Origin of the sequence: Chondromyces apiculatus DSM 436, assembly GCF_000601485.1 — a bacterium.
Classification (GTDB): domain Bacteria; phylum Myxococcota_A; class Polyangia; order Polyangiales; family Polyangiaceae; genus Chondromyces; species Chondromyces apiculatus.
In genome coordinates this window covers 97,413-119,578 of record NZ_ASRX01000018.1, presented here as the reverse complement: position 1 = coordinate 119,578, position 22,166 = coordinate 97,413, and the positions used below count along the sequence as shown (strand labels likewise).

Below are 22,166 nucleotides of genomic sequence, written 5' to 3'. Positions count from 1 at the left end.
GGGGAAAGGCTGCACTGGATGTACCGCCGCTACGACATGCTCTTCGAGTACGCGCGCGACGTGATCCTGATCACCGCGCCCGACGGCAGCATCATCGACGTGAACGACGCCGCCCTGCGCACCTACGGCTTCACCCGCGACGAGCTGCTCTCCCGCCACGTCCGCGACCTGCGCCCCGCCGTCACCGCGAGCGAGGTCTCCCGCCAGCTCTCCACCGCGCGCACCGAGGGCGTCCTCTTCGAGACGGTGCACGTCCGCAAGGACGGCACGCACTTCCCCGTCGAGATCAGCTCCCGCAGCACGCTGATCGACGGCGAGGAGCTCCTCATCGGCATCGTGCGCGACATCAGCGACCGCAAGCGCGTCGAGGCCGCGCACGACGCCCTCCTCGCCGAGCTGGAAGCCCGCATCGAGGAGCGCACCGCAGCGCTCACCCGCGCCAACGCCGCCCTGACCGCCCAGGTGGACGCCATCTCCAGCGCCCGCGACCTCATCGACCGCCAGGCCCAGGAGATCCGCGCCCTGGTCGCGCCGGTCATCCAGCTCTGGGAGGGCATCCTCGTCGCCCCCCTCGTGGGCGAGCTGGATCCGCGGCGCATCGACGACCTGTCCAGCCGTCTCCTCGACGAGGTCGCCACCCGCGGCGCCCACGCCGTCCTGCTCGACATCACCGGCGCGGCGACCCTCGACGCCCCCGCCGCCGCCCACCTGTTACGCCTGGTGTCCGCCACCCGCCTCCTCGGCGCGACGACCCTGCTCACGGGCGTGAAGCCCGCCACCGCGCAGACCCTCGTCACCCTGGGGATCGACCTGGCCGGCGTGGCCACCAGCGCCACCCTGGCCGCAGGCCTGCGCGAGGTGCTCGGGCGCCTGGGAATGCGGATCGTCGGCACGGGGCGCCGCGAGCCATGAGCGGAGAGCGCCAGCCGCTGAAGGTGAGCGTCAGCCCTGCGCCTCTTCCTCCAGCTTCTCTCGCAGCGCCTTCCGCTTCTTCTCCAGCGCCGCCACGGCCTTGTCGATCTCCACGAGTTCCGCCTCCTCGGCCGCGCGCGCGTCGGCCGCTTGCCGCTCCGCTTCTTCGGCTTCCTGCAGTGACGCCATCCGCTCCTCCACCTCCAGCAGCTCGCCCTGCAGCGACGCCTTCAAGGCCAGCAGCGCGTCCATCGTCTCCACCTCGCCGGCCTTCGGACGCTTGCGCTCCCGGGCGAAGAAGCTGTCGGCGAAGCCCGGGGGAAGCCCCGTGTGCTGGTGCATCACCTTCGACAGGGCGCCGTGCACCTCCTTGCGGACCGCGTTGAGGTCGTTCACCCATTGCCGCCGCAGGCCCACGTCCCGGAAGATGCGGTTCTGCTGCCGCGCGGCTTCCCGCGCATTCGTGGCGGCGTCGGCCTGCGCGACGAGCTGCGTCAGCTCCGGCGCGAGCGCTTGCAGCGAAGGGTGCGGGCTCGTCTCGAACGACGAGAGCCACCCCCGCATCTTCACGAGCTGCTCGCCGAGCACCGGCCGCTTGAAATCGCTGAGCGTCTTGCTCCCGAAGTAGTGCGTGTAGAGGAGGTGCTCCCGCGACTCGCTGGTGAGGGTGAGCACCGCCTTCGAGACGAGGCTCGCGAATGCGTCGAGCCTGTCGTCGGCGATGTCGACCTGCGCCTGCGCGCCGGCCTGAGCGTCGGTGACGGCCAGCTCGGTGGTGAGGATCTGCAGGCCCCTGTCGCGCAGCTCCTGGAAGGTGGCGACGTGGGGGGCGCCCAGGGGGTGGGCCTTGAGGCGCTCCAGCGTGTAGGTGACGTGAGGGAAGAGCGTCAGCAACGCCATCTCGGCGTTTAAGGTCTTGATGGTCACGGGCATTCCTCCAGCGCGAACGAGGGCAGGGGAAACGGTGCGCCCATCCAGTGAGCGCGCGAATACGGATAATCATCCGGAACGGAGGCGCCAGCGAAATCGAATCGATCATGCGTTTCCAGCCACAGTGGATGCGGGAGTCGGGGTGCGCCGCGGAACTGGCGAGAGGCGCACTGCGGAACTGCGAACGATGGCATCACTCTTGCGCGTTATCGCTTCGCTGCGTCGCAATGTGGGTGACGCTCTCACGCGGCACCACCTCCGCGGGGTGCAGCGTGGCCCGCGGAAGGCGCACCAGGGCTCCCGGGGCGTCGAAGTGGTGTCTTCGGCGGCCGAGGCCATGACTTCGGCGGCGGAAGTGGTGTCGTCGTCGGCCGAGGGTAGCGCTGTCGAAACCAGAGCGATCGCCGGAGGCCCGCGGCCGGCGCTTCCGGGCTCCGAGCAGGGCCGTCGGCGGCTGCGGGAGGGATCCGCGCTGGCAGGAGCGTGGTCGACGGCCATCCCTGGCCTCGATGTGGCCGGCAGAGGTGCCGTCCTCCGGGGCCGAGGGCGGGACTTCGGCGGCGGAGGTGGTGTCGTCGTCGTCCGACGCCATGACTTCGGCGGCGGCGGTGGTGTCGTCGGGCTGCAGGCCATGACGTTGGGCCGGGAAGTGAGGCGGAGGGGAGGCGTGGCCGGGGGTGGGGCGGAGGAAGGGGTGTCGTCGTCGTCCGACGCCATGACTTCGGCGGCAGAAGTGGTGTCGTCGTCGGCCGTCGGCAGCGCTGCGGCGGGGGGAGGAGCCGTGACGGCAGTCGGCGGGGGCAGGGCCCGCCGCGCCAATCGTCCAGCCCGGAATCGGCACGAAGCAACCCGGGAATCGTGACGGGCCCATCTCCGGCTGCTCTACTGGGCCCCTCTCGGGACGGCCGTGGCCTGCACCCGGGTGAGCGTGGAGGAAGAACGATGGTCGTCGAGCCGTGCAAGCGTGGCTGCAGGAGCGCGGTGTGTGCTTCCTGGATGGCGTTATCGCTGCTCGTGACCGTCGCTGCTTGCGGGGGGGCGAGGTGGAGGGGCGGGAGGCTGGCGCGGAGCCGGGATGCTGCGCGACGGTGTCGTGGGCCGAGCGCTTCGGCACTCAGGACGAGGACTCAGGCGGCATACGGGCGCTGGCGTTCGACGGGAGGGGTGAGATCACCCTCGCCAGCACCACGACCCCGTCGGGGGGAGGCGGTATTTCCACCGGGAGGACCGACGGCATGAGCCTCGAGGTGGTCCACTTCGACGCGGGCGGCGACCCTCGGTGGTCCCACCTCTTCGGGGAGCGCGCGGCGGTCGACGTCGCGGTGGACGCCGAAGGAAACAGCGTGGTCGTGGGGTTCGGGTCGTCCAGCACCTCCTGGCCGAACTGGACCCTGCTCGCGGCGAAGCTCGATGCCGACGGAGACCTGCAGTGGCAACTCGACAGCGCGGACGAGGAGTACGCCTGGGCGGATGGCGTGGCGATCGACGCCGCGGGCAACGTGTTCATCACCGGCACCTTCAGCGGGGACCTGGAGTTCGGTAGCCATACCCTGACCAGCGCCGGCTCCAGCGGCCAGCCGGATCGCGAGCGCAGCGACATCTACGTGGCGAGGTTGGCGCCATGAACGCCTGTGCCTCCTTGCGGGCATCGCTCCCCCTCTTCTTGGTCCTTGCAGCATGCGGTGGGGAGGAGGCGCCGGCGTCGGACCAGGCGGCCGACGCCGCATGCTGTGCGACGGTGGAGTGGGTCCAGCGCGTCGGCTCCTATTTCACGGACCATGGCGCTTCCGTCGTGACCGACGCCGAGGGGAACGCCATCCTCGCGGGGCTCACCTCGGAGGCGGTCACCGCAGGCGACGGGACGGTCACCACGGGCTCATATGTCCCGCTCTTCGTGAAGCTCGACACCAGCGGCCATCCTCTCTGGAGCAGGAGCTTCCCGGAGGCGAGGGCGAAGCTGGAGCGCCTCCGGATCGACGACGAGGGCCGGCTCACCCTCGCTGGAGCTGCCCGCGAGATCCTCGATTTCGGCGACGGGCCTCACCCACCCATCGGCGAGTCCGATGTGTTCGTGGCGCGCTTCGACGCCAACGGCCTGATCCTGTGGAGCCGCCGGCTGGGCGGAGACGCGCGGATCAACCTCTTCGACGTCGCCGTGGATCACATGGGCCACACCATCCTCGTGGGCTCCTTCGAGGGCACCATCGACCTCGGCCGAGGCTCACTCACCAGCGTGGGCAGCCTCGTGGGCGCGCACGACGGCCTGGTGGTGAAGCTCGATCCCGAAGGCAACACCCTCTGGAGCGTGAGCTTCGGTGGCCCTGGGAACGATGGCGCCACCGCGGTCGCGGTCGATGATGCAAGTAACCTGCTGGTCGCCGGCAGCATCGACGACGCGACGACGGCGGACCGCTCTGCGCCCGTGGACAGCAATACCCGAGACGCGCTCCTGATGAAGCTCGATCCGGACGGCGCGATGCAGTGGCGCAGGACGTTCGGCGGTCCAGGCCTCGACACCTTGCAGGAGCTAGCGATCGATGCGCAAGGCGACCTCAGCGCCCTGGGCCTCTTCACGCAGGAAGACCCTCTCGGCACACCGCTCTTTGTCGGAGACCACGGCATGCTGTCCATGGTGGTGCGCTTCGATCCGAGCGGCATCCCACGCTGGGCTCACGATTTCGGCGGCATCCCGCAGGACCTGGCCGTGGACGCAGAGGGCAACAGCATTGCCGTGGGATACAGGTTCACCAGGGCAGGCCGCGAGATGGTCGTGGCGAGGCACGACGGCGATGGCGCCCTGGAGTGGCAGCTCTCCAACGGGCAGGTGTGGGAAGCGATCGCCACGGGCGTCGCCTTCGACCACGCGGGCAACGCTTTCCTGACCGGGAGCTTCACGGGGAACCTGGAACTCGGCGACCACACCCTGACCAGCGCCGGGTTCAGCGACACGGTGGCCTCTTCCAGCGACATCTACGTGGCGAGGCTACTTCCCTGACGCCTCGCGTGTCCGGGCGGCAGCTCGCGCGAGACGGGGACGACTTGCGCGACTCCTGCGCAACCGGCATCGACGGGCGCTGCGGGGACCTGCGGGCCTGTCACCTGGGGGAGGTGGCGATTTCCCCTGGTTTCAGCGCCAGGTCGCTCCGCCTGCACCCCTCCCGGCTTCCTCCGGAGCGCTGGCCCCGCCCTTGCGTGGAGAGGCCCCGAGGCGCTCCGAGTCCTTCGGAGAGGCCCCGAGACGCTCCGAGACCTTCGGCGACGTCCCCACCCCCCTGCGCAGCCCCGCGCTGCACGAGAGGATCCCATGGCCATCCACGTACGACCGACCCTCCTGCTCTCTGTCCTCGCCCTCGGCGTTCTCGGCGCAGCCACGGCTGGGTGTATCGGCGGGGGCACGAACGGCTACCTGCGCAGTGTCTCTTCGGGCCGCATCGGGTGCGCGCCGGAGGACATCGTCATTCGCGACAGCCAGGGGTTCACCGCGTCGACCTGGGTGGCAGAGTGCCAGGGCAGGGTCTACTTCTGCAGCAGCGGACAGTACCAGGGCACTGCCTGCAGGGAAGGGACGGCCCTGGCGGCAGGGGAGGTGAGGTTGCCGGTCGCGGCGCGTCGCGCCACCTCGGAGGTGCCGCAGGAGGTGGGAGGGTTCCGGCTAGGGTGGAGCGTGGAGGAGGCCGTGAAGGTGTGCACGGCCGCGGGGCATGCATGGCAGGCGCGCTCGCAGACCTCGTATGGGTGCAGCGGGGTGCCCGAGGATCTGGGCGCGCCCACCACGGCGCAGCTCGACTTCTGTGCGGGGGCGCTCTGCACCATCGACCTCGCCGCGAAGCAGCCGCGCGCCACGGCCGCCCAGCTTGAAGAGCGCCTGCGCGCCCACGAGGGCAAGCTCGCGCAGAAGTACGGCGCGGCCACGTACCGCAAGGGCGAGATTCCCGCGGACTGCGGCAAGGATCCGGCGGCGTGTGCCAGGGAAAGCGCGTCGCACACGGTGGTGGCCTGGGGGTGGCCGTCGGGGCACGAGGTGGAGCTGAGCGTCGACGTGGTGCGGCGCAAGGTCGCAGAGGACACGTTCTCGCGGAGCGCGACGCTGCACCTCCTGCTCCGGCACGGCACGCCGCGAGCGCCGCAGGCGTACGTGGATGCGGGCGAGGAGAGCGAGGGCTCGGAGTTCTTCGCGCCCTGGGGACCCTGGCGGAGGAGGTCGGCGACGGACACGTGGGGCTCGCCGCACTCATGGGGCTCGTCCAGCGGCGGGCACGGGTGGGGCTCGTCTTCGGGGCGAGGCCTGGGCTCGTCTCCGGGCGGCTCCCGCTTCGGGCGCTGAGGGGCTCTGCGCGCTCCGCGGGGCGGTCAGGGGGTGGGGGTGGGGGTGGTCGGTAGGCCGTCGCGCCGTCGCGCCGTCGCGCCGTCGCGCCGTCGCGCCGTCGCGGGCGCGCGGGGCGTCAGGGCTTGCCGGGGATGCTCAGGGGGACCTCGTAGAGGGAGGTCTGCGCGCTGATGTAGAGCGTGCGCCGGTCGGCGCCGCCGAAGGCGCAGTTGGTGGACACCTGGGGGACGGGGATCAAGCCCAGCTCGGTGCCGTCGGGGCGCAGCACCTGCACGCCGGGCTCGGTGGTGAGGTAGAGGTTGCCGGCGTCGTCGACGGCCATGCCGTCTGGGCTCGGGAGGGTGTCGCAGAGCTTCTCCCGGGGGCCGGTGGAGCCGTCGGGGTGCAGGGCGAAGGTGTAGAGGGCGTCCTCCTCGGTGTCGGTGACGTAGAGGGTGCGTTCGTCCGGGGAGAGGGCGATGCCGTTGGGCTGCGCGAAGGCGTCGCTCACCAGGTGCACCTCGCGGGCGGGGGTGACGCGGTACACGCCCTGGAACGCCATCTCCTGCTGGCCGCCGTGGAGGTCGAGGCCGTAGGTGGGGTCGGTGAAGTACAGGGTGCCGTCGCCGCGGACGATGACGTCGTTCGGGGAGTTGAAGCGCGCGCCGCCGTGGGAGGCGGCGATGATCTCCGGGGGGCCGCCCGCGGTGGAGAGGGTGAGCTGGCGATTCTCGCCCTCGCAGGCGACCAGGGCGCCCTCGGGGGTCACGGCGATTCCGTTGGTCTGGCCGGAGGGCTCCCGGAACAGGGCAATGGTGCCCTGGGGGTCGCGCTGATGAATGCGACTCGCAGGGATGTCCGTGAAGCGGAGAATGCCCTCGGAGGCGAACCAGCAGGTGCCTTCGGTGAACTGGTAACCACTCCCGATCTCGACGACGGGTGGAGCGTCCGCGAGGGGGTCCGCGCCGGCGAGGCCCGGGAGGTCGTTCGGGTCAGCGCCGGGGTGGTCCGAGATGTCGTTGTAGCCCCTGGCGCAGGCAGGGAAGAGCAGCGATGACGAGAGCGCAACGTGGATGGATAACGACCGCATGCGTGAAGCGTAGCAGCCGATCTCGGGCCCGTGAGGGAGGCCATGAACGACGCGGCGGGGCAGAACGCGTCCGCGCGGGACGAGCCTCGCGTGTCCTTCGTCGCTCCTCCGTGCTGTCCACGACCGCCGTGCGTCGCGCATCAACGGCCAAGTGCCGTGGCGGCGAACGGTGACGCGGAAGCAGGCCATGCTGGACGCACTGCGGCACGACCGGGACGCCGTGCGCGTGCAGTGCGCGTGCAGTGGGTGTCTTGACGCGAAGCGACAGCTTCGTCTTCATGGCATCGCGGCCGCCACATCGGTCGCGAGGAGATCGGATGAGGCTCAAGGATACATGTCTCCTGATGGCGACGGTGGCGGCCACGATCGGGGTCGCTGCTCCGGCCTGGGCAGGCGCGCAGAAGACGACGTACCCGGTGGTGTTCGCCCACGGGATGGCCGGCTTCGACAACATTCTCGGCGTGGAGTACTGGGGCGATGATTACGGCACCTTCGTCGGCGACCCCTGTGACGAATTGTTGGAGGTGTACTGCAATGGCGATGTCGACCGGGGGCAGAAGGCCTTCGTCGCCCAGGTGCAGCCCTTCCACAACTCGGAGGTGCGCGGGCTGGATCTGGCGAACGATACCGAGAGCTTCATGGCCACGGCGGGCGCGAGCTACGTGAACCTGGTCGGGCACTCGCAGGGCGGCTTCGACATCCGCAAGGCGGCGAAGCTCCTGAAGCAGCGCAAGGGGTACGCGGCGGTGAAGGTGCTGCTCAGCATCTCCTCGCCGCACCGGGGCTCGCCGACCGCGAAGCACATCCTCGGCCTGGGGCCGGGGGTGACCAGCGTGGTCAGCGCGTTCGCCAACTACTTCGGCGACAGCGTGTACCAGCCGGGGAACGACATCGTGAGCGCGGGCAAGCAGCTCGTGTTCGACGATTTCAGCGCGAGCGACGGGGTGACCACGGGCGCGAAGGCGTTCAACGTGACCTACCCGATCAGCACCTCCACCGCGGCGCGCCACGTCTCGCTGATGACGGCGCAGCACGGCATCAGCGTGAACCCGGCGTTCTTCCTGCTCCAGGGGTCGTTCCTCGACATCGACGGCGACGGGTACTGCGTCGGCGATTGCGACAACGACGGGGCCGCGGGCAAGGGCGACGGGACCCGGTACGAGAGCGATGACGACGGGCTGGTCGGGATCAACTCGCAGCAGATGGGATACCGGCTGCGGTACACCGAGATCCTCGGGGTGCTGGACACGGTGACCAACGACTCGAACGTGGCCTACTCGGGGGACCTCAACGCGCCGACCAGCGCGCAGATGACCTCGTCGTCGAGCGTGGTCAACCAGGATCACATCGACGTGATCGGCGTCGGTCCCGACACGTTCGACGAGAACGAGTTCTACGCCGCCATCTTCGAGTACATCGGCCAGTACGACTGAGAGGCGCGGACCAGGAGAGAGGCTGACCGATGGGGACGTGGAACAGGAAGGTGGTGGGCGGCGCCGCGGCGGGGCTTCTCGCGCTCGGCGTTGCCCTGAGCCTCCTCTCCCGTTCCCCTCGGGCGGACACCCCGGCCGCGGGGGCGTCTCCGGGCGCCTCTGCGGGGCCCGGTCAGGAGGGGACCTCCGCGGCGCGGGCGCCGGGCGGCGCGGCCGGGGAGCGGCCCGGCCAGGGCCACGAGGCGCTCGCCAGCGCGATGCGGGACAAGTACGGCGCCCGGCTTTCGCATCCGTCCATCCAGATGCACATGCTGGAGAACCTGATGCGGTACTTCCAGGAGCGCAGCCCCGGGACCTGGCGCGAGGAACTCCTGGCCTTCCTGCGGGTGAACTTTCCGGAGCGCTATGCGGAGCTCGCGGCGCTGCTGGACCAGCGGGTGGCGTACGAGACGTGGATCCGCGAAAACGAGCCGTCGATGCAGGGACTGAGCGCGGAGGAGCGGCGCGAGGCGCTGTGGGAGAAGCGCAAGGAGCTGTTCGGGGAGGAGAGGGCGAAGAGCCTCTGGGCGCCGGAGCTGAAGCATCAGGAGATGCGCGACAGGCTCGCGGCGATCGACGCGGACGAGCAGGCGGGCTTCCAGGAGAAGCTTTCGGCCTACGAGCAGGCGCTGAAGGACACCCACGGCGAGAAGGCCGACGCGAACCTGGCCCGCCACCAGCAGGAGGCGATGAACCAGTTCCTGGACCTGCCCTCCATCCAGGAGGACCTCGGAGCGATGTCGGCGGCGGAGCGCGCCGCGGCGCTGCGGAGCCTGCGTGAGGGGATGGGACTCGACGCGGAGGCGCTCGGGCGGTGGGACGCGCTGGACCAGGCGCGGGACAGCCGCTGGGATGTCGGGCAGCGCTACCAGGCAGAGCGGGACGCGCTCGCGGCGAAGAACTCGGGGAACGCGCTGGAGGTGGCGCTGCGGCGGCTGCGGGAGCGCACCTTCGGCGAGGAGGCCGAGGTGATCGCCAGCGAGGAGGCCAGCGGCTTCTTTCGGTTCAAGCAGCCCCGCAAGTGGGGCCGGAACTGAGGTCTGCGCCTGGCGTCCGGGGTGGGAGATCCACTTCTTCAATTTTCTGTGATGGCGCGACGGGGATGCCTCCACGCACCCAGGGTTGGGTCTGCCAGGAGACCGGTCCTCGGTCTGGCTGGCGATCCACGCCCACGCAGGAGGACCAGCCATGGTGCGGAACACACATGACCGGCAGCGCCCCCGCCTCCACGCCGCGAGGCCCGTTGCAGCCCGGTTTCTACTCTCCGTGATGGCGGCTCTGGCGACCGTGGGCACCTTCGGGTGCCTGCAGCGCCCCATCGAGACCCTGGAGCCGAGGACGACCACCACCATCGTGGAGCGGCTCACCCAGAGCGCGGTCGACAAGATCGACATCCTGCTGGCGATCGACAACTCGATCTCCATGGCCGACAAGCAGGACATCCTGGCCCTCGCCGTGCCGGACCTGGTGGAGGGGCTGGTGAACCCGCCCTGTGTCGACCCCACCGATCCCTGAGCAGAAGTACGGCGGCGAGGCGGATCTCCGGACGCCCACGGATGCCGACGCCAACGACACGGCGCTCCTGCCGACGCTGACCGAGATGGTGAGGGGAGTGGGGCAGTCGGGGTGCGGCTACGAGGCGCAGTTCGAGAGCTGGTACCGCTTCCTCGTCGATCCGGAGCCGTACACCTCCATCATGGTGAAGGACGGCTGGGCGACGCTGGAAGGGAAGGACGACGCCTTGCTCGGGCAGCGCGCCGACTTCCTGCGGCCCGACTCGCTGCTGGCCATCCTCATGCTGAGCGACGAGAACGACTGCTCCATGCGGGAGGGCAGGGACAACGTCATCATCGCCGACGGCGGGCGGATGCCGCGCCCGCGCGCCGAGTGCGCGGTGGACCCGAGCCATCCCTGCTGCAAGTCCTGCCTGCAGGAGCGCGGGGAGTGCCCCGTGGACCCCACCTGCTACCCGAACGGGGACAGCACGAAGCCCGTGCTCGGGCTGGAGGAAGAGGAGGACCCGGCGAACCTGCGCTGCTTCGAGCAGAAGCGCCGCTTCGGCGTGGACTTCCTCTACCCGGTGGACCGCTACACCAAGGCCCTCACCAGCCGCCAGATCCAGAACCGCAAGGGAGAGCTGGTCGACAACCCCCTCTTCAGCGACCTCGGGGGCGGTGACGGGCGCGTCAACGTCCGCGATCCGAGCCTGGTCTTCTTCGCGGGCATCGTGGGCGTCCCCTGGCAGGACATCGCGCGCGATCCGGCGAACCCCGGCGCCGGGGTGAAGAACTCCGACGAGCTGTCCGCGCCCGTGGGGAGCTTCGCCAGCACCTGGGAGGTGATCCTCGGCAACCCCGGGGAGCACGTGCCGCCGGCGGACCCGTTCATGCGGGAGTCGCTCGAACCGCGGGCGGGCACGAACCCCATCCTCGACGTGGCCCTCTCCGCGCCGGGCGCGACGCCCAACGCCATCAACGGGACGGAGTGGACCATCCCCAAGAAGGACGACCTGCAGTTCGCCTGCGTCTTCCCCCTGACCGTGGCGAAGGACTGCTCCGTGAGCGGCACGCCGGGGTGCGATTGCCAGAAGAGCCCGGACATTCCGCTCTGCGACGTGGATCCCGGCAGCGGAGCGAGGACGCTGCAGACGCGCGCCAAGGCGTTCCCCGGGCTGCGGGAGCTGGAGGTGATCCGCAGCCTGGACACGCAGGGCATCGTGGGCTCGGTGTGCCCGGCCCAGCTCGACGATCCGGAGGCGGCGGACTTCGGGTACAGGCCCACCATCGGCGCGATCATCGAGCGGCTGAAGGTGGCCCTCGTGGGCCAGTGCTTGCCGCGGTCGCTCCAGCCAGGCGAGGGTGGACAGGTCTCGTGCCTGGTGATCGAAGCGCGCAACTCGGGCGGGGCGTGCACCTGCGACGGGGCCACGGGTCGCCGCGAGGTGACCGAAGACAACGACGCGGTGCGGGCGGTCATCGCCGAGGACGCGCTCGCGGACACGGCCGGGTGGGACTGCCTCTGCGAGGTCGTGCAGCTCGCGGGCACCGAGCTGACCGCCTGCCAGACAGATCTCGACGAGCCGGTGCAGGACGGCGGGAACGACGTGAACGGCTGGTGCTACGTGGACGCGACGACGGCGAAGCCCGTGGGCGATCCCGCGCTCGTGCAGACGTGCCCCTCCACGGAGCGGCGGATGATCCGGTTCGTGGGCAAGGCGGACGTGGAGGCCGGGGCGACCCAGTTCATCACCTGCTCCGGCGAGCAAGGCTGACGCCGAGGGGGGGCGCCCGCGGGTGCGTGGTGGGGGCCTGCGCGTGCCCGCGGGGGGCTACGGGGGCCCGCAGGGGCTACGGGTGGAGGAAGGCGGCGACGGGCTGCGAGAAGGGGAAGCCGTCGTGGCGGTCCCAGTTGATGGACCAGGTCATGACGCCCCGGAAGTCGGGGTAGAGCGCCGAGGGCACGTGCTCACCGCAGTCCGTGCCCTCGGTGAGGCAGCGGAACGCGCGCCCGATGGTCTCGGGGCTCGTCACGGGCGAGTTGGAGGCGCTCTGCCCCGAGGGGAGGCCGAAGGCGACCTTGCTCGCCGGCAGGCCCTGGAAGGGGACGCCGCCCGCGGTGGTGAAGCCCTCGATGAGCATGGTGGCCGACACGACCAGGTTGTCGACGGTGCCCTCGGCGAAGAGCTTGCCGTTCTGGTACTCGGGCGTGTTCGGGGTGGGGACGCTGCTGTTGTTGTAGAGCTGGACGTGGAGCAGATCGAGCTCGTCGCGCAGGCCGTCGATGATGGGCAGGTACGCGCCCCAGATGCTGGAGTACGCGACCACGCCTCCCTGCACGTAGGGGTGCTCGGGCGCCATGGAGAGGTAGAGATCGCCGCCGACGTTCTGGTTGATGGCCTTGATGGCGGGGACGAGCCTGCTCTGGATCTGCGCGCCGTGCACCAGCCCCGAGCCACTCTCCAGGTCCACGTCGATGCCGTCGAACCCCCACGCGTCGAGGATGTCGGTCAAGCTGCTGACGAAGTTCTGCTGGTCCGCGTCGGTGTTGAGGGTGATGGTGCCTTCCGCGCCCCCGAGCGAGAGGGCGACGATCTTGCCCTCCGCCTGCTTGGCCGCGATGTCGGCCTTGAGCTGATCGGCGCCGATCGCCGCGCAGCTCCCGCCGCCCGGGAACGGGTTGAAGTGCACGGTCCCGTTGCTCTGCGGATCGTTGTCGGCAAAGGCGACGACGATGACGTCCCAGTCGTCGGAGACCTGCGAGAGCGGGATGGGGCAACCGCTCGGGTTGGTGAAGTTGTGCCAGTAGCCGATCAGCGCGTGCTCCGCGAAGCCGGTGCTGCCGCCGCTGCCGCCGCTGCCGCCGTTGCCGCCGCTGCCGCCGTTGCCACCGTTGCCACCGTTGCCGCCGTTGCCGCCGCTGGCCCCGCTGCCGCCGCTGCCGCCGTTACCGCCGTTGCCGGCGGTCTCGCAGGTGGCGGGAGAGGTGCAGCCGTCTTCCTCCGGATCCGCGTCCGACGTGCTGGCGCAGCCCATCCACGAAGCCGCGGCCGCGAGCAGCCATGCGTGGCGCGCCACGCGGCCCAGGAGGGTCGGGCGAGCGCTCGCCGGGCGCGGCAGGGTGGTGGGCTTCGAGGCGGTCAGCGGACTGGAAGCGGGCATCGGATCTCCTGGGGCGGGGGGTGCCCCGGGAGATTGCAGGGGATGTGCCAGGGGGTCTTCCGGGCTTCCGGGCGGGAAAACCAGGTCTGCGGCGGTGGGGAGCGTCTCCGGAGAGCGCCCCGGCGATCTGGCAAATCACCCCCCGGCGATCTGGCAAATCGCCCCCCGCTGTTCTGGATCACCTGGTGCGTGCGCAGGTCATCACGAGGAGAGCGCTGTTGCTCCACCTCCCGAACTGCGTTCCGGGTCTTCGTGTGACGATCTGCGAGGCAACGGGGGTAGCGACCATCGGGAGCGTAGGGGCCGACAGGCCCTTGCTCCAGGGTACGCAGTACTCACTGGGGGTCAGGGATGTCGACCTGGCACTCCGTCTCGCGGGTGAGCCACTTGATGAGGTTCAGCCAGTACTGCTCGACCTGGTAGTTCTGCAGGGACTCCCACTCGCTGTCGAAGGTGATCCACTCGTCGCCCCACACGAAGAGGTGACCGTCGCCGATGGTCTTGGCGCGGGCGACCACCAGGCCTTCCTTCGTCGCGATCACCTCGGCGTCGCCGTTCACGGCGTAGCCGTTGTCGAAGCCCACAGCGGTCACGTTCACGGTGGTCGGGTGGGCCGTCCACTCGGTGATCGGGATGGTGACGGCGCCGGTCTTGGGGAGGATGGGCTGCGCGTCGTAGCCCACGTTGAAGGGCGCGAGGAGGCTGTTCACGTTGGTGCGCTCGGGCGGGCTGGCGTAGCCGATGAGGGTGATCAGGCCGCCGCCCTCCTCGATCCACTGCTGCAGCGCCGCGATCTCCTCGGCGCTGTAGGCGCGCCCGATCTGGCTCAGGTTCTGGGCGACGATCACCTGGTAGGGGGCGAGGAGCTGGGGGGTGAGCACCGCGTCGTTCAGGTTGACGGCGCCGTTGTCGCTCCGGTCGTTCAGCCAGGCGGCGAACACGTCGCCCACCCCGGCGTTGCCCTTCACGCCCAGGGTGGCGATGCTCAGGCAGTCGCAGATGCCGTCGTTGCCGACGTCGACGTTGTCGATCTGGCCGTCGTTGTCGTTGTCGATACCGTCGCACACCTCGGGCGTGCCGTTGCCTCCCGAGGAGGTGGTGGTGGTGGGCAGGAGGCTGCCGCCTTCACCGTTGGTGCCCGTGGAGGACGTGTCGCCGCCCGCCCCGCCGGCGCCGCCGGAGCCCGTGCCGGGGCCGGTGCCACCCGGGGTTCCCGAGGTGTTGCCGCCGGTGTCGCCACCGTTGTCGGACGAGCAGGCACCCATCGAGGCCGCGCTGGCTGCGGCGGTGAGGAGCACCAGGCAAAGGGGGAGGTGTCGCTTCATGGAGGCCAAATTACACCAGTCTTTTCCTGGAAGTAAGTCGCCTGACTCGCGATGCTTCTGGTGGCGGCGACCTCTCAAAACAGCCGTCGTAGGGCGCAGCTCTTGGGGTCGACGAAGGTGCTGCCCTTGGAGGAGGCGATCATGAGGACCGGGCCGAGGGGGCTGCTATCCATGAGGGTGATCGTGGTGTCTCCGCCGCCGCCTGCGCCCGAGGCGCGGACCACGGCGGAGATGGAGCAGCTCGGGTCGGCGACGGGCAGGTTGGTGGGCTGGGCGGAGGCGCGGTTCAGGACCAGGCGGCCATTGTTCAGCCACAGGTAGAAGCGGCTGTCCCGGCGCGCGTTCTGGAAGTGGTACTGGATGAACTGCCGCTGGCTGGTGAGGTCGACGGTGCCGTCGGCGCTGGAGGTGATCACCGTCATCATCACCAGCTCCGACGTGCCCTCGACGCCGCGGGCGATCTTGCGGATGGCGGGGAGGTGGGCGATGGCGTCGACGCGCGTGGGGTCCTCCACCTCGAAGTCGATGCACCGCTCTCCGGGGCAGACGGCGGTCATGCCGCCGGGCAGGGACGTGCCTCCGCTCCCCGGGCTGAAGACGAGGAAGGCCACCAGGCCGAGGACCACCACGGTCAGCAGGGCGCCGATGACGCCGAGCAGGACGAAGATCGTGGCGCGGTTGCCGCCTCCTCCTGGAGCGGCTGGGTGGGGGCCGGGAGGTGGGTACTGCGTGCCGTAAGGGCCTGGCGCGTAGCCGTGGCTCGGCCCGGTGGGTGGGGCGTAGCTGCCCACGCTGGGCTGGCCGTAGCTGCCGGCAGCGAGCGTGTGGGGCGCTCCGCTCCAGCCGGACCCGGGGATCGCGACGCCTGACACGCCCGCCACGCCTGCCACGCCCGCCACGCCTCCGGACGCGTGCGGCCCGTGGGTCCCCGGTCCGGCAACCTGGGTGGGGTCGGTGGCGAAGGTGGAGGGCATCGCGGGGGGGGACATGGCCGACGACGCGGGCGCGGCGCCGGGGGGAGGGGGCGCTGGCGAGAAGCTCGATGGCTGCATCGCCGAGAAGCTGCCTGCGGGGCCCAGGGCGCGCTGCGCGGTCGAGGGGGCGATCGCCGTCGCGCCCTCGCGGAATCCGCCGATCAGCGACAGCTCGGAGAGCACCGTGGTGGCGTCGCCGGGGCGCCGCTCCTTGGGGATGGAGAGCATGCGCGCCACCAGGTCGTCGAGCGCCGGAGGCACGTCGGGCCGGAGCACGCTGACGCGCGGCGGCTCTTCGAGGGTCACCTTGACCAGGGCCGAGACCGGGTCTTCTCCGTCGAAGAGCCGCTTGCCGGTGAGGGCGCGGTAGAGCACGCACCCGAGCGCGTAGACGTCGGTGCGCACGTCGACGCCCTGCTCGCCGCGCGCCTGCTCGGGGGACATGTAGCCCGGGGTGCCGATCATCTGCCCGGTGATGGTCAGCTTCTGTCCGGGGTCCAGGATGCGGGCGATGCCGAAGTCGAGCACCTTCACCCGCTCCACGATGCTGCCCTCCAGGAACAGGTTCGGGGGCTTCAGGTCGCGGTGCACGATGCCGCGCTCGTGGGCGGGTCGGAGCGCGTCGGCCACGCGCACCCCGAGCTGGATCACCTCCTCCACGGAGAGCGGACCGCGCTTGAGCCGGGCGGAGAGGCTCTCTCCTTCCAGCCACTCCATGACGATGAACCCGTCGCCCTCGGAGGTGACCCCGCTGCCGACGAAGCGGACGATGCCCGGGTGACGGAGTTCGGAGAGGAGCTGCGCCTCGCGGGCGAAGCGGTCGGCGTGCGCTGCGCCGTGGCCGTGCAGCACCTTCAGCGCCACCGCCTGGCCGGTCTCGCGGTCGCGCGCCTTGTAGACGGCCCCCATTCCCCCGGAGCCGGCGTGGCGGAGGATCTCGAAGCGGCCGGCGACGATGGCTCCGGTCTGCATGGGCGGCCCGCATGGTAGGCTGGAAACGCGCCGGGAAGCGAGACGGAGCGCAGGGCAGGGGGAACGGCGTCATCAGCCCGTCGTCGGCCCGTGGCGCGTCGTCAAGCCGTGGCGCGTCGTCAGCCCGTCGTCAGCCCGTCGACCGCTCCGCCGCGCCGTGCGCCGTGCCACGCGCCGCGACCACGGTGGTGCGTGCTTTCTTCAGCGCGAGCATGCGCGCGCGCGCCAGAAAAACGCCGTAGTGGGCTGCGATCACCGTGAGGCAGGCGTACCCGAGGCCCAGATAGGTCCGGGCGATCTGCCGCCCGCTCCACCCCCAGCCGAGGAGCTTGTTCATGTCCCCCTCGGGGTCCTCGGCGCCCCCGAGCGCGCTGCCGAGCGGCAGGAGCGCGAGGTTCGCGGCGATCTGGTGCCAGCGCAGGAACGCGCAGGAGAGCGCCGCGGCGCCGACCGCGAGCGCGACGTAGCGCCAGAAGTCCCAGCGCATCCTGTCCGGGAGGCGGTAGTAGAAGCTGACCACGAGCAGCGCGCCGAAGACGAACTCGCCGGCGCATCCGGCGAAGGTGATCCAGCGCTCCACGAGGGCCTGGGGCAGGAGCAGGGTGAGCGACGCCTGGAGCAGGAGCCCGCCCCCGGCGAGGGAGACGAGGTAACGGCGGCGCTCGCGCAGGCCGAGGACGAGCCCCGCGCCGAGGAACGCGGCGAGGGCGAGCGCGACCACGACGCTCTGCTCCTCGGTCACCGCGAAGGTGATGAAGGGCAGCGGCACCGCGTAGCGCCCGCTGAACCACGCCACGGCCGCGTGGCCGAGCTCGTGGAAGGTCATGTTGACGAAGGTCTCGACGAGGAAGCGGAGCCCCGTGGCGCCCACGAGGAGCGAGGCGCCGAGGGCGATCGGGAGGGCGCTCGCGTTGACGAGGGGCACGTCGTACGCGAAGCGCTCGCCGCTTTCCGCGTCGCCGTCCTCCGCGTCGTCGTCCGCCGCGTCTCCGGAGCCCGCGGGCGGCGGCGGCGGCGGCACGGTGCGCGGGCGGGGGCGCAGGGTCGCCGGCGCGAGGGCGGCGAGGGCCTCCTTGAGCCGCGGTAGCGCCCCGCCTTCGAGCCACACCCCGCGGCACGTCGTGCACCGCGCGAGGGTGACGCCCTCACCGGGCGAGAGCTGATCGAGCGTCGCGGTGGCGCACGCGGGGCAGGCGCGCTCGGTGCGCGTCGGGGTGAGGCCGTACCAGGCGAGCCCGGGGTGGTCCTCCGCCACCCCGAGCAGCGCCGGGAGCCGCGCGCGGGTGCACCAGATCCCCCGGCACGAAGGGCAAGCGTCGATGCGGGGCGCCGGGGGGACGTCGAGGGCGCCGAGCAGGGTCCCCGGACAGCGCGGGCAGGGCAGGGGACGCGGCGGGTCCTCGCCCGGTCGCGCGTCGCCGTCGGGGAGCAACGAAGGTGTCATCGCCCACCGTCAGCCTACCATGAAGACAGACCGGTCGTTGTCCTCGACGGATGGACCACACCTCCCGATAATCGGTCACACGCATGAGTGGTGGACGTTTGCTCGGGGGTCGGTTCGAGATCCTGCGCCCCATGGCCGGTGGCGGTGGCGGTGCGTTCAAAGTCTACGAGGCGCGCGATCAGGCCTCCTCCGAGCACGTGGTGCTCAAGCTCTTCCCGAACAACGATCACGGCGTCGAGCGCCAGACCCGCGAGGTGCAGGCCCTCGCCGGCCTCCGCCACCCGGGCGTCACCCGCTACGTCGCCCACGGCGTCTTCGAGACGGGTGAGCCCTGGACCGCGACCGCCTGGATCGCCGGCGATACGCTGGGGGCGCGCCTCGCCAAGCGCCCGCTCAAGATCCCCGAGGCCCTCTCGCTCACCGCGCGCATCGCGGTCGCCCTCGGCGCCGTGCACCGCGCGGGCATCGTGCACCGCGACCTCAGGCCCGCCAGCATCTTCCTCGTCGAGGGCGCCATCGAGCGCCCCGTGATCCTCGACTTCAGCCTCGCGCGCGTGCCCGGCGCGGCGGCCCGCACCGCGCGCTCTGGCGCTGTCATCGGCACCCCCGGCTACGTCTCGCCGGAGCAGGCCCGCAACGAGGTGGACATCGACGCGCGCGCCGACGTCTTCTCCCTCGGCTGCGTCCTCTTCCGCTGCCTCACCGGCGCCGAGCCCTTCAGCGGCGGCAACGCGCTGGCGCTCACCCTCAAGGTCCTCCTCGAAGAGCCCAAGCGCGCCCGCGACCTCCGCGCCGACGTCCCCGTCGAGCTCGACGCCCTCATCACCCGCATGCTCTCCAAGCAGCGGCAGCTCCGCCCCCGCGACGGCGACGCCGTGGCCGTGGAGCTCGAAGCGCTCGGCGCGCCCGCCAGCGCCGCCCGCCTCGGGTGGACCGCCCCGCCGGTGGTCCACGCGCAGGTCCTCACCGCCAACGAGCGCCTGCTGATGTCCCTCGTCGTCGTCCGCGACGCCAGCGCCGCCCAGAAGCCGCCCCACGACGGCCCGGTCAGCTCGCGGCGCAGCCCCGAGGCCGACAGCGCGCGCCGCTCCCGCGCCCTGCGCGCCGCCGCCGAGCGCCACCAGGGCCGCCTCGAATCGCTCGCGGACGGCGCCCTCCTCGTGGTGCTCACCAGCAACGAGGCCCCCACCGACCTCGCGGCGCGCGCGGCCCGCTGCGCGCTCTCCATCCGCGCCGTGCTCGAAGGCGCCCCCGTGGCCCTGGTCACCGGCCGCGCCGCCATCGAGGCCCGCCTCCCCGTGGGCGAGCTGATCGACCGCGCCGTCACCCTCCTCAACACCGCCAGCGACCCCGACGCCGCGAGCCCCGTCGCCATCGACGACCTCACCGCGCGCCTCCTCGGCAACGCCTTCGACGTCCGCGCCGAGGGCGGCGGCGGCGACGACCACGCCCTCCACGGAGAGCGCGACAGCAACGAGACCGCCGCCTCCCTGCTCGGCAAGCCCACCCGCTGCGTGGGCCGCGAGCGCGAGCTCGCCCAGCTCGAAGCCGCCTTCGCCCACTGCGCCGACACCCCCACCGCCGCCGCCGTGCTCGTCACCGGCCCCGCGGGCGCCGGCAAGACCCGCCTGCGCCAGGAGATCCTCCAGCGCCTCAAGGAGCGCGGCGAGCCCATCGAGGTGTGGCTCGGCCGCGGCGATCCCATGGGTGCGGGCGCCGCCTTCGGCCTGCTCGCGCGCGCGACCCGCTACGCCCTCGGCATCAGCGGCGACGAGCCCCTCGTCGAGCGGCGCCGCCGCATCATGGCCCGCCTCTCCTCCCTGCCCGCGGTCGAGGCCCAGCGCATCGCCGGCTTCGTCGGAGAGCTGATCGGCACCTCCTTCCCCGACGAGCTGAGTGCCCAGCTCCGCGCCGCCAAGCGCGACCCGATCCTGATGGGCGACCAGATCCGCCGCGCCGCCGAGGACCTCCTCCGCACCGCCTGCGCCGCCCGCCCCGTGATCCTCGTCCTCGAAGACCTGCACTGGGGCGACCTCCCCACCGTCACCTTCCTCGACGCCGCCCTCCGCAACCTCGCGGACCAGCCCCTGCTCGTCTTCGCCCTCGCCCGCCCCGAGGTCCAGACCCTCTTCCCCAGGCTCTGGGCGGGCCGCCAGGTGGAGCCCATCGCCCTCGGCCCACTCCCCCGCCGCGCCTCCGAGCGCCTCGTGCGCGACGTCCTCGGCGACGCCATCCAGGCTCCCCTGGCCCAGGCCATCGTCGAGCGCTCCGGCGGCAACGCCCTCTACCTCGAAGAGCTGATCCGCGCCGTCTCCGAGGGCCACGGCGAGCGCCTCCCCGAGACCGTCCTCGCCATGGCCCAGGCCCGCTTTGCCGCCCTCGACCCCGAGGCCCGCCGCATCCTCCGGGCCGCGAGCGTCTTCGGCGACAGCTTCTGGACGGGCGGCGTCGAGGCCCTCCTCGGCGGCGCCCCTGCCGCCCACCGCATGGAAGACCTCATCGCCCGCGAGCTCATCGTCCGCCGCGCCCCCGCCGCGCTCGCCGCGCTCGCCGCGCCCGCCGCGCCCACCGCCAACGCGCCCGCGCGCACCACCGACGCTGCCCGCCGCCCCGCCGAGCCCCTCTTCGCCTTCCGCCACGAGCTGGAGCGCGAGGCCGCCTACGGCATGCTCACCGACGCCGACCGGCAGCTCGGCCACCGCCTCGCCGGCGCCTGGCTCGAACGCGAGGGCAAGGGCGACGCCATGGTCCTCGCCGAGCACTTCGAGCGCGGCGAGGAGGGCGTCCGCGCCGCCACCTACTTCGGCGAGGCCGCCGAGGCCAGCCTCCGCGGCAACGACCTCGCCACCACGCTCACCCGCGCCGAGCGCGGCATCAAGTGCGGCGCCACCGGGCTCGATCGCGGCACCCTCCAGCTCGTCGCCGCCGAGGCCTACATCTGGCGCGGCGAGCTGGCCCGCGCCGAGACCTGCGCCTGCGAGGCCATCGACCTCCTCCCCCGCGGCTCCGCCGAGTGGTTCCGCGCGGTCACCAACGCCATCTCCGCGGCCGGCAAGCAAGGCTCCGTCGACGCGCTGCTCTCCCGCATCGGCCCTGCCCGCGACGCCACCCCCTTGCCCGGCGCCCTCAGCGCCCAGGTCACATGCCTCACCTTCTGCGCCTGCGAGCTGGTCTTCAGCGGCCGCTTCGAGGACGCCGAGGCGCTCCTCGAACGCGCGACGGGCATCTCCGGCGACCCTCCCATCGTCGACGGCCAGGCCCTCGGGGTGCTCCACCAGGCCTACGCCCTCCGCGCCATGGCCGGCGGCGATCCGGGCGCAGGCCTCGCCGGCTTCGAGGCGGCCCTCTTCGCCTTCGGCCAGGCCGGCGATCGCCGCAACGCCTGCGTCGTCCAGGCCAACCTCGGCTACACCCTCTCCGAGCTGGGCGACGTCGAGGGCGCCGAGGGATCCCTCCGTGCCGCCCTCGTCCAGGCCGAGCGCATGGGCCTCCACGACCTCGCCACCATGGCCCAGCAGAACCTCGGCCTCACCCTCGCCTACACCAGCCAGCTCGACGAGGCCCGCCGCCTCCAGCAGCAGGCCCTCGAAGCGTTCCGCGAGCAGGGCAACGCGCGCATGCAGGGCATGTCCCACGCCTACCTGGCCCGCATCGCCCTCCGCGCCGGCCTCGGCGCCACCGCCGAGCGCGAGGCCCGCGCCGCCGTCGAGCTCCTCGTCGTCGCGCCCCCGCTGCGCGCCTTCGCCCAGGCCGTCCTCGCCTCCGCCCTCCTCGCCCAGGGCCGCGGGGACGAGGCCCTCGCCCCTTCCGCCGAGGCCTTCGCCCAGCTCCAGGCCGCCGGTGGCCTGGAGGAGGGCGAGTCCTTCGTGTGGCGGGTGCGCGCCGAGGCCCTCGCGGCCGCCGGAGACCCCACCGCTGCCGCCCACGTCCGCGTCGAGGCCCGGAGGCGCCTCGAAGCCCGCGCCGTCCGCATCAGCGACCCCGACTGGCGCGCCCGCTTCCTCCACGAGGTGCCCGACAACGCCGCGCTCCGCGAGGCCGCCGAGGATGCCGAGGATGCCGAGGCCGCCGGGTGACTCAGCG

The 22,166-nt window shown here is 71.8% G+C and carries 15 protein-coding genes; 9 read left to right on the top strand and 6 right to left on the bottom strand.

Annotation, left to right across the window (positions count from 1 at the left end):
• The first annotated feature begins 18 nt into the window (after positions 1-18).
• The gene (locus CAP_RS44535) at positions 19-912 is read left to right on the top strand and encodes a PAS domain S-box protein (RefSeq protein WP_052375123.1); all 894 of its coding nucleotides are present in this window, start codon (positions 19-21) and stop codon (positions 910-912) included.
• Positions 913-942: 30 nt separating this feature from the next.
• Here CAP_RS44535 and CAP_RS13710 read toward each other — a convergent pair whose 3' ends face one another.
• Positions 943-1,839, bottom strand: coding sequence for a hypothetical protein (locus tag CAP_RS13710; protein ID WP_156040768.1), 897 nt, complete (start codon positions 1,837-1,839; stop codon positions 943-945).
• 959 nt (positions 1,840-2,798) lie between these two features.
• Between CAP_RS13710 and CAP_RS13705 the strand changes: the two genes are divergently transcribed.
• From CAP_RS13705 to CAP_RS13695, 3 genes are all read left to right on the top strand, one after another.
• Entirely contained in the window at positions 2,799-3,467 is a 669-nt protein-coding gene (locus CAP_RS13705; RefSeq protein ID WP_156040767.1) for an NHL repeat-containing protein, read from the top strand.
• On the top strand, positions 3,464-4,837 hold the full coding sequence (locus CAP_RS13700) for an NHL repeat-containing protein (RefSeq protein WP_044240750.1): 1,374 nt from the start codon (positions 3,464-3,466) through the stop codon (positions 4,835-4,837). Before CAP_RS13705 ends, CAP_RS13700 begins: the two co-directional genes overlap by 4 nt.
• A gap of 309 nt (positions 4,838-5,146) precedes the next feature.
• A complete protein-coding gene (locus CAP_RS13695; protein ID WP_044240748.1) occupies positions 5,147-6,166 on the top strand; it encodes a hypothetical protein in 1,020 nt (339 codons plus the stop codon).
• Between the two features lie 118 nt (positions 6,167-6,284).
• Here the strand turns inward: CAP_RS13695 and CAP_RS13690 are convergent, their stop codons facing one another.
• Entirely contained in the window at positions 6,285-7,238 is a 954-nt protein-coding gene (locus CAP_RS13690) for an SMP-30/gluconolactonase/LRE family protein (RefSeq protein WP_052375120.1), read from the bottom strand.
• Positions 7,239-7,555: 317 nt separating this feature from the next.
• Here CAP_RS13690 and CAP_RS13685 point away from each other — a divergent pair, with 317 nt between their 5' ends.
• From CAP_RS13685 to CAP_RS13675, 4 genes are all read left to right on the top strand, one after another.
• A complete protein-coding gene (locus CAP_RS13685; protein WP_044240746.1) occupies positions 7,556-8,671 on the top strand; it encodes an esterase/lipase family protein in 1,116 nt (371 codons plus the stop codon).
• A gap of 29 nt (positions 8,672-8,700) precedes the next feature.
• Positions 8,701-9,747 (top strand): hypothetical protein, encoded by a 1,047-nt coding sequence (locus CAP_RS13680; protein WP_044240744.1) that lies wholly within the window; start codon positions 8,701-8,703, stop codon positions 9,745-9,747.
• 151 nt (positions 9,748-9,898) lie between these two features.
• Positions 9,899-10,225, top strand: a complete 327-nt coding sequence (locus CAP_RS53560; protein WP_231511449.1) for a hypothetical protein — start codon at positions 9,899-9,901, stop codon at positions 10,223-10,225.
• A complete protein-coding gene (locus tag CAP_RS13675) occupies positions 10,203-11,981 on the top strand; it encodes a hypothetical protein (RefSeq protein ID WP_052375114.1) in 1,779 nt (592 codons plus the stop codon). Before CAP_RS53560 ends, CAP_RS13675 begins: the two co-directional genes overlap by 23 nt.
• Positions 11,982-12,057: 76 nt before the next feature.
• On the opposite strand, the gene CAP_RS13670 is transcribed toward CAP_RS13675, so the two are convergent.
• The 4 genes from CAP_RS13670 to CAP_RS13655 all read right to left on the bottom strand — a co-directional run bounded on the left by CAP_RS13670 (position 12,058) and on the right by CAP_RS13655 (position 18,083).
• The gene (locus CAP_RS13670; RefSeq protein WP_052375112.1) at positions 12,058-13,368 is read right to left on the bottom strand and encodes a chitinase; all 1,311 of its coding nucleotides are present in this window, start codon (positions 13,366-13,368) and stop codon (positions 12,058-12,060) included.
• Between the two features lie 335 nt (positions 13,369-13,703).
• Positions 13,704-14,693 carry a type 1 glutamine amidotransferase family protein gene (locus tag CAP_RS44525; RefSeq protein ID WP_052375109.1) on the bottom strand — a complete coding sequence of 330 codons (990 nt, stop codon included), beginning with the start codon at positions 14,691-14,693 and terminating at the stop codon, positions 13,704-13,706.
• A gap of 74 nt (positions 14,694-14,767) precedes the next feature.
• Positions 14,768-16,639, bottom strand: coding sequence for a serine/threonine-protein kinase (locus CAP_RS13660; RefSeq protein WP_044240742.1), 1,872 nt, complete (start codon positions 16,637-16,639; stop codon positions 14,768-14,770).
• Positions 16,640-16,769: 130 nt separating this feature from the next.
• Positions 16,770-18,083: a zf-TFIIB domain-containing protein gene (locus tag CAP_RS13655; RefSeq protein WP_044240738.1), complete on the bottom strand. Its 1,314-nt coding sequence runs from the start codon at positions 18,081-18,083 to the stop codon at positions 16,770-16,772.
• An 83-nt stretch (positions 18,084-18,166) separates the two neighbouring features.
• Here CAP_RS13655 and CAP_RS13650 point away from each other — a divergent pair, with 83 nt between their 5' ends.
• A complete protein-coding gene (locus tag CAP_RS13650; protein WP_044240735.1) occupies positions 18,167-22,159 on the top strand; it encodes a serine/threonine-protein kinase in 3,993 nt (1,330 codons plus the stop codon).
• Positions 22,160-22,166 lie beyond the last annotated feature (7 nt).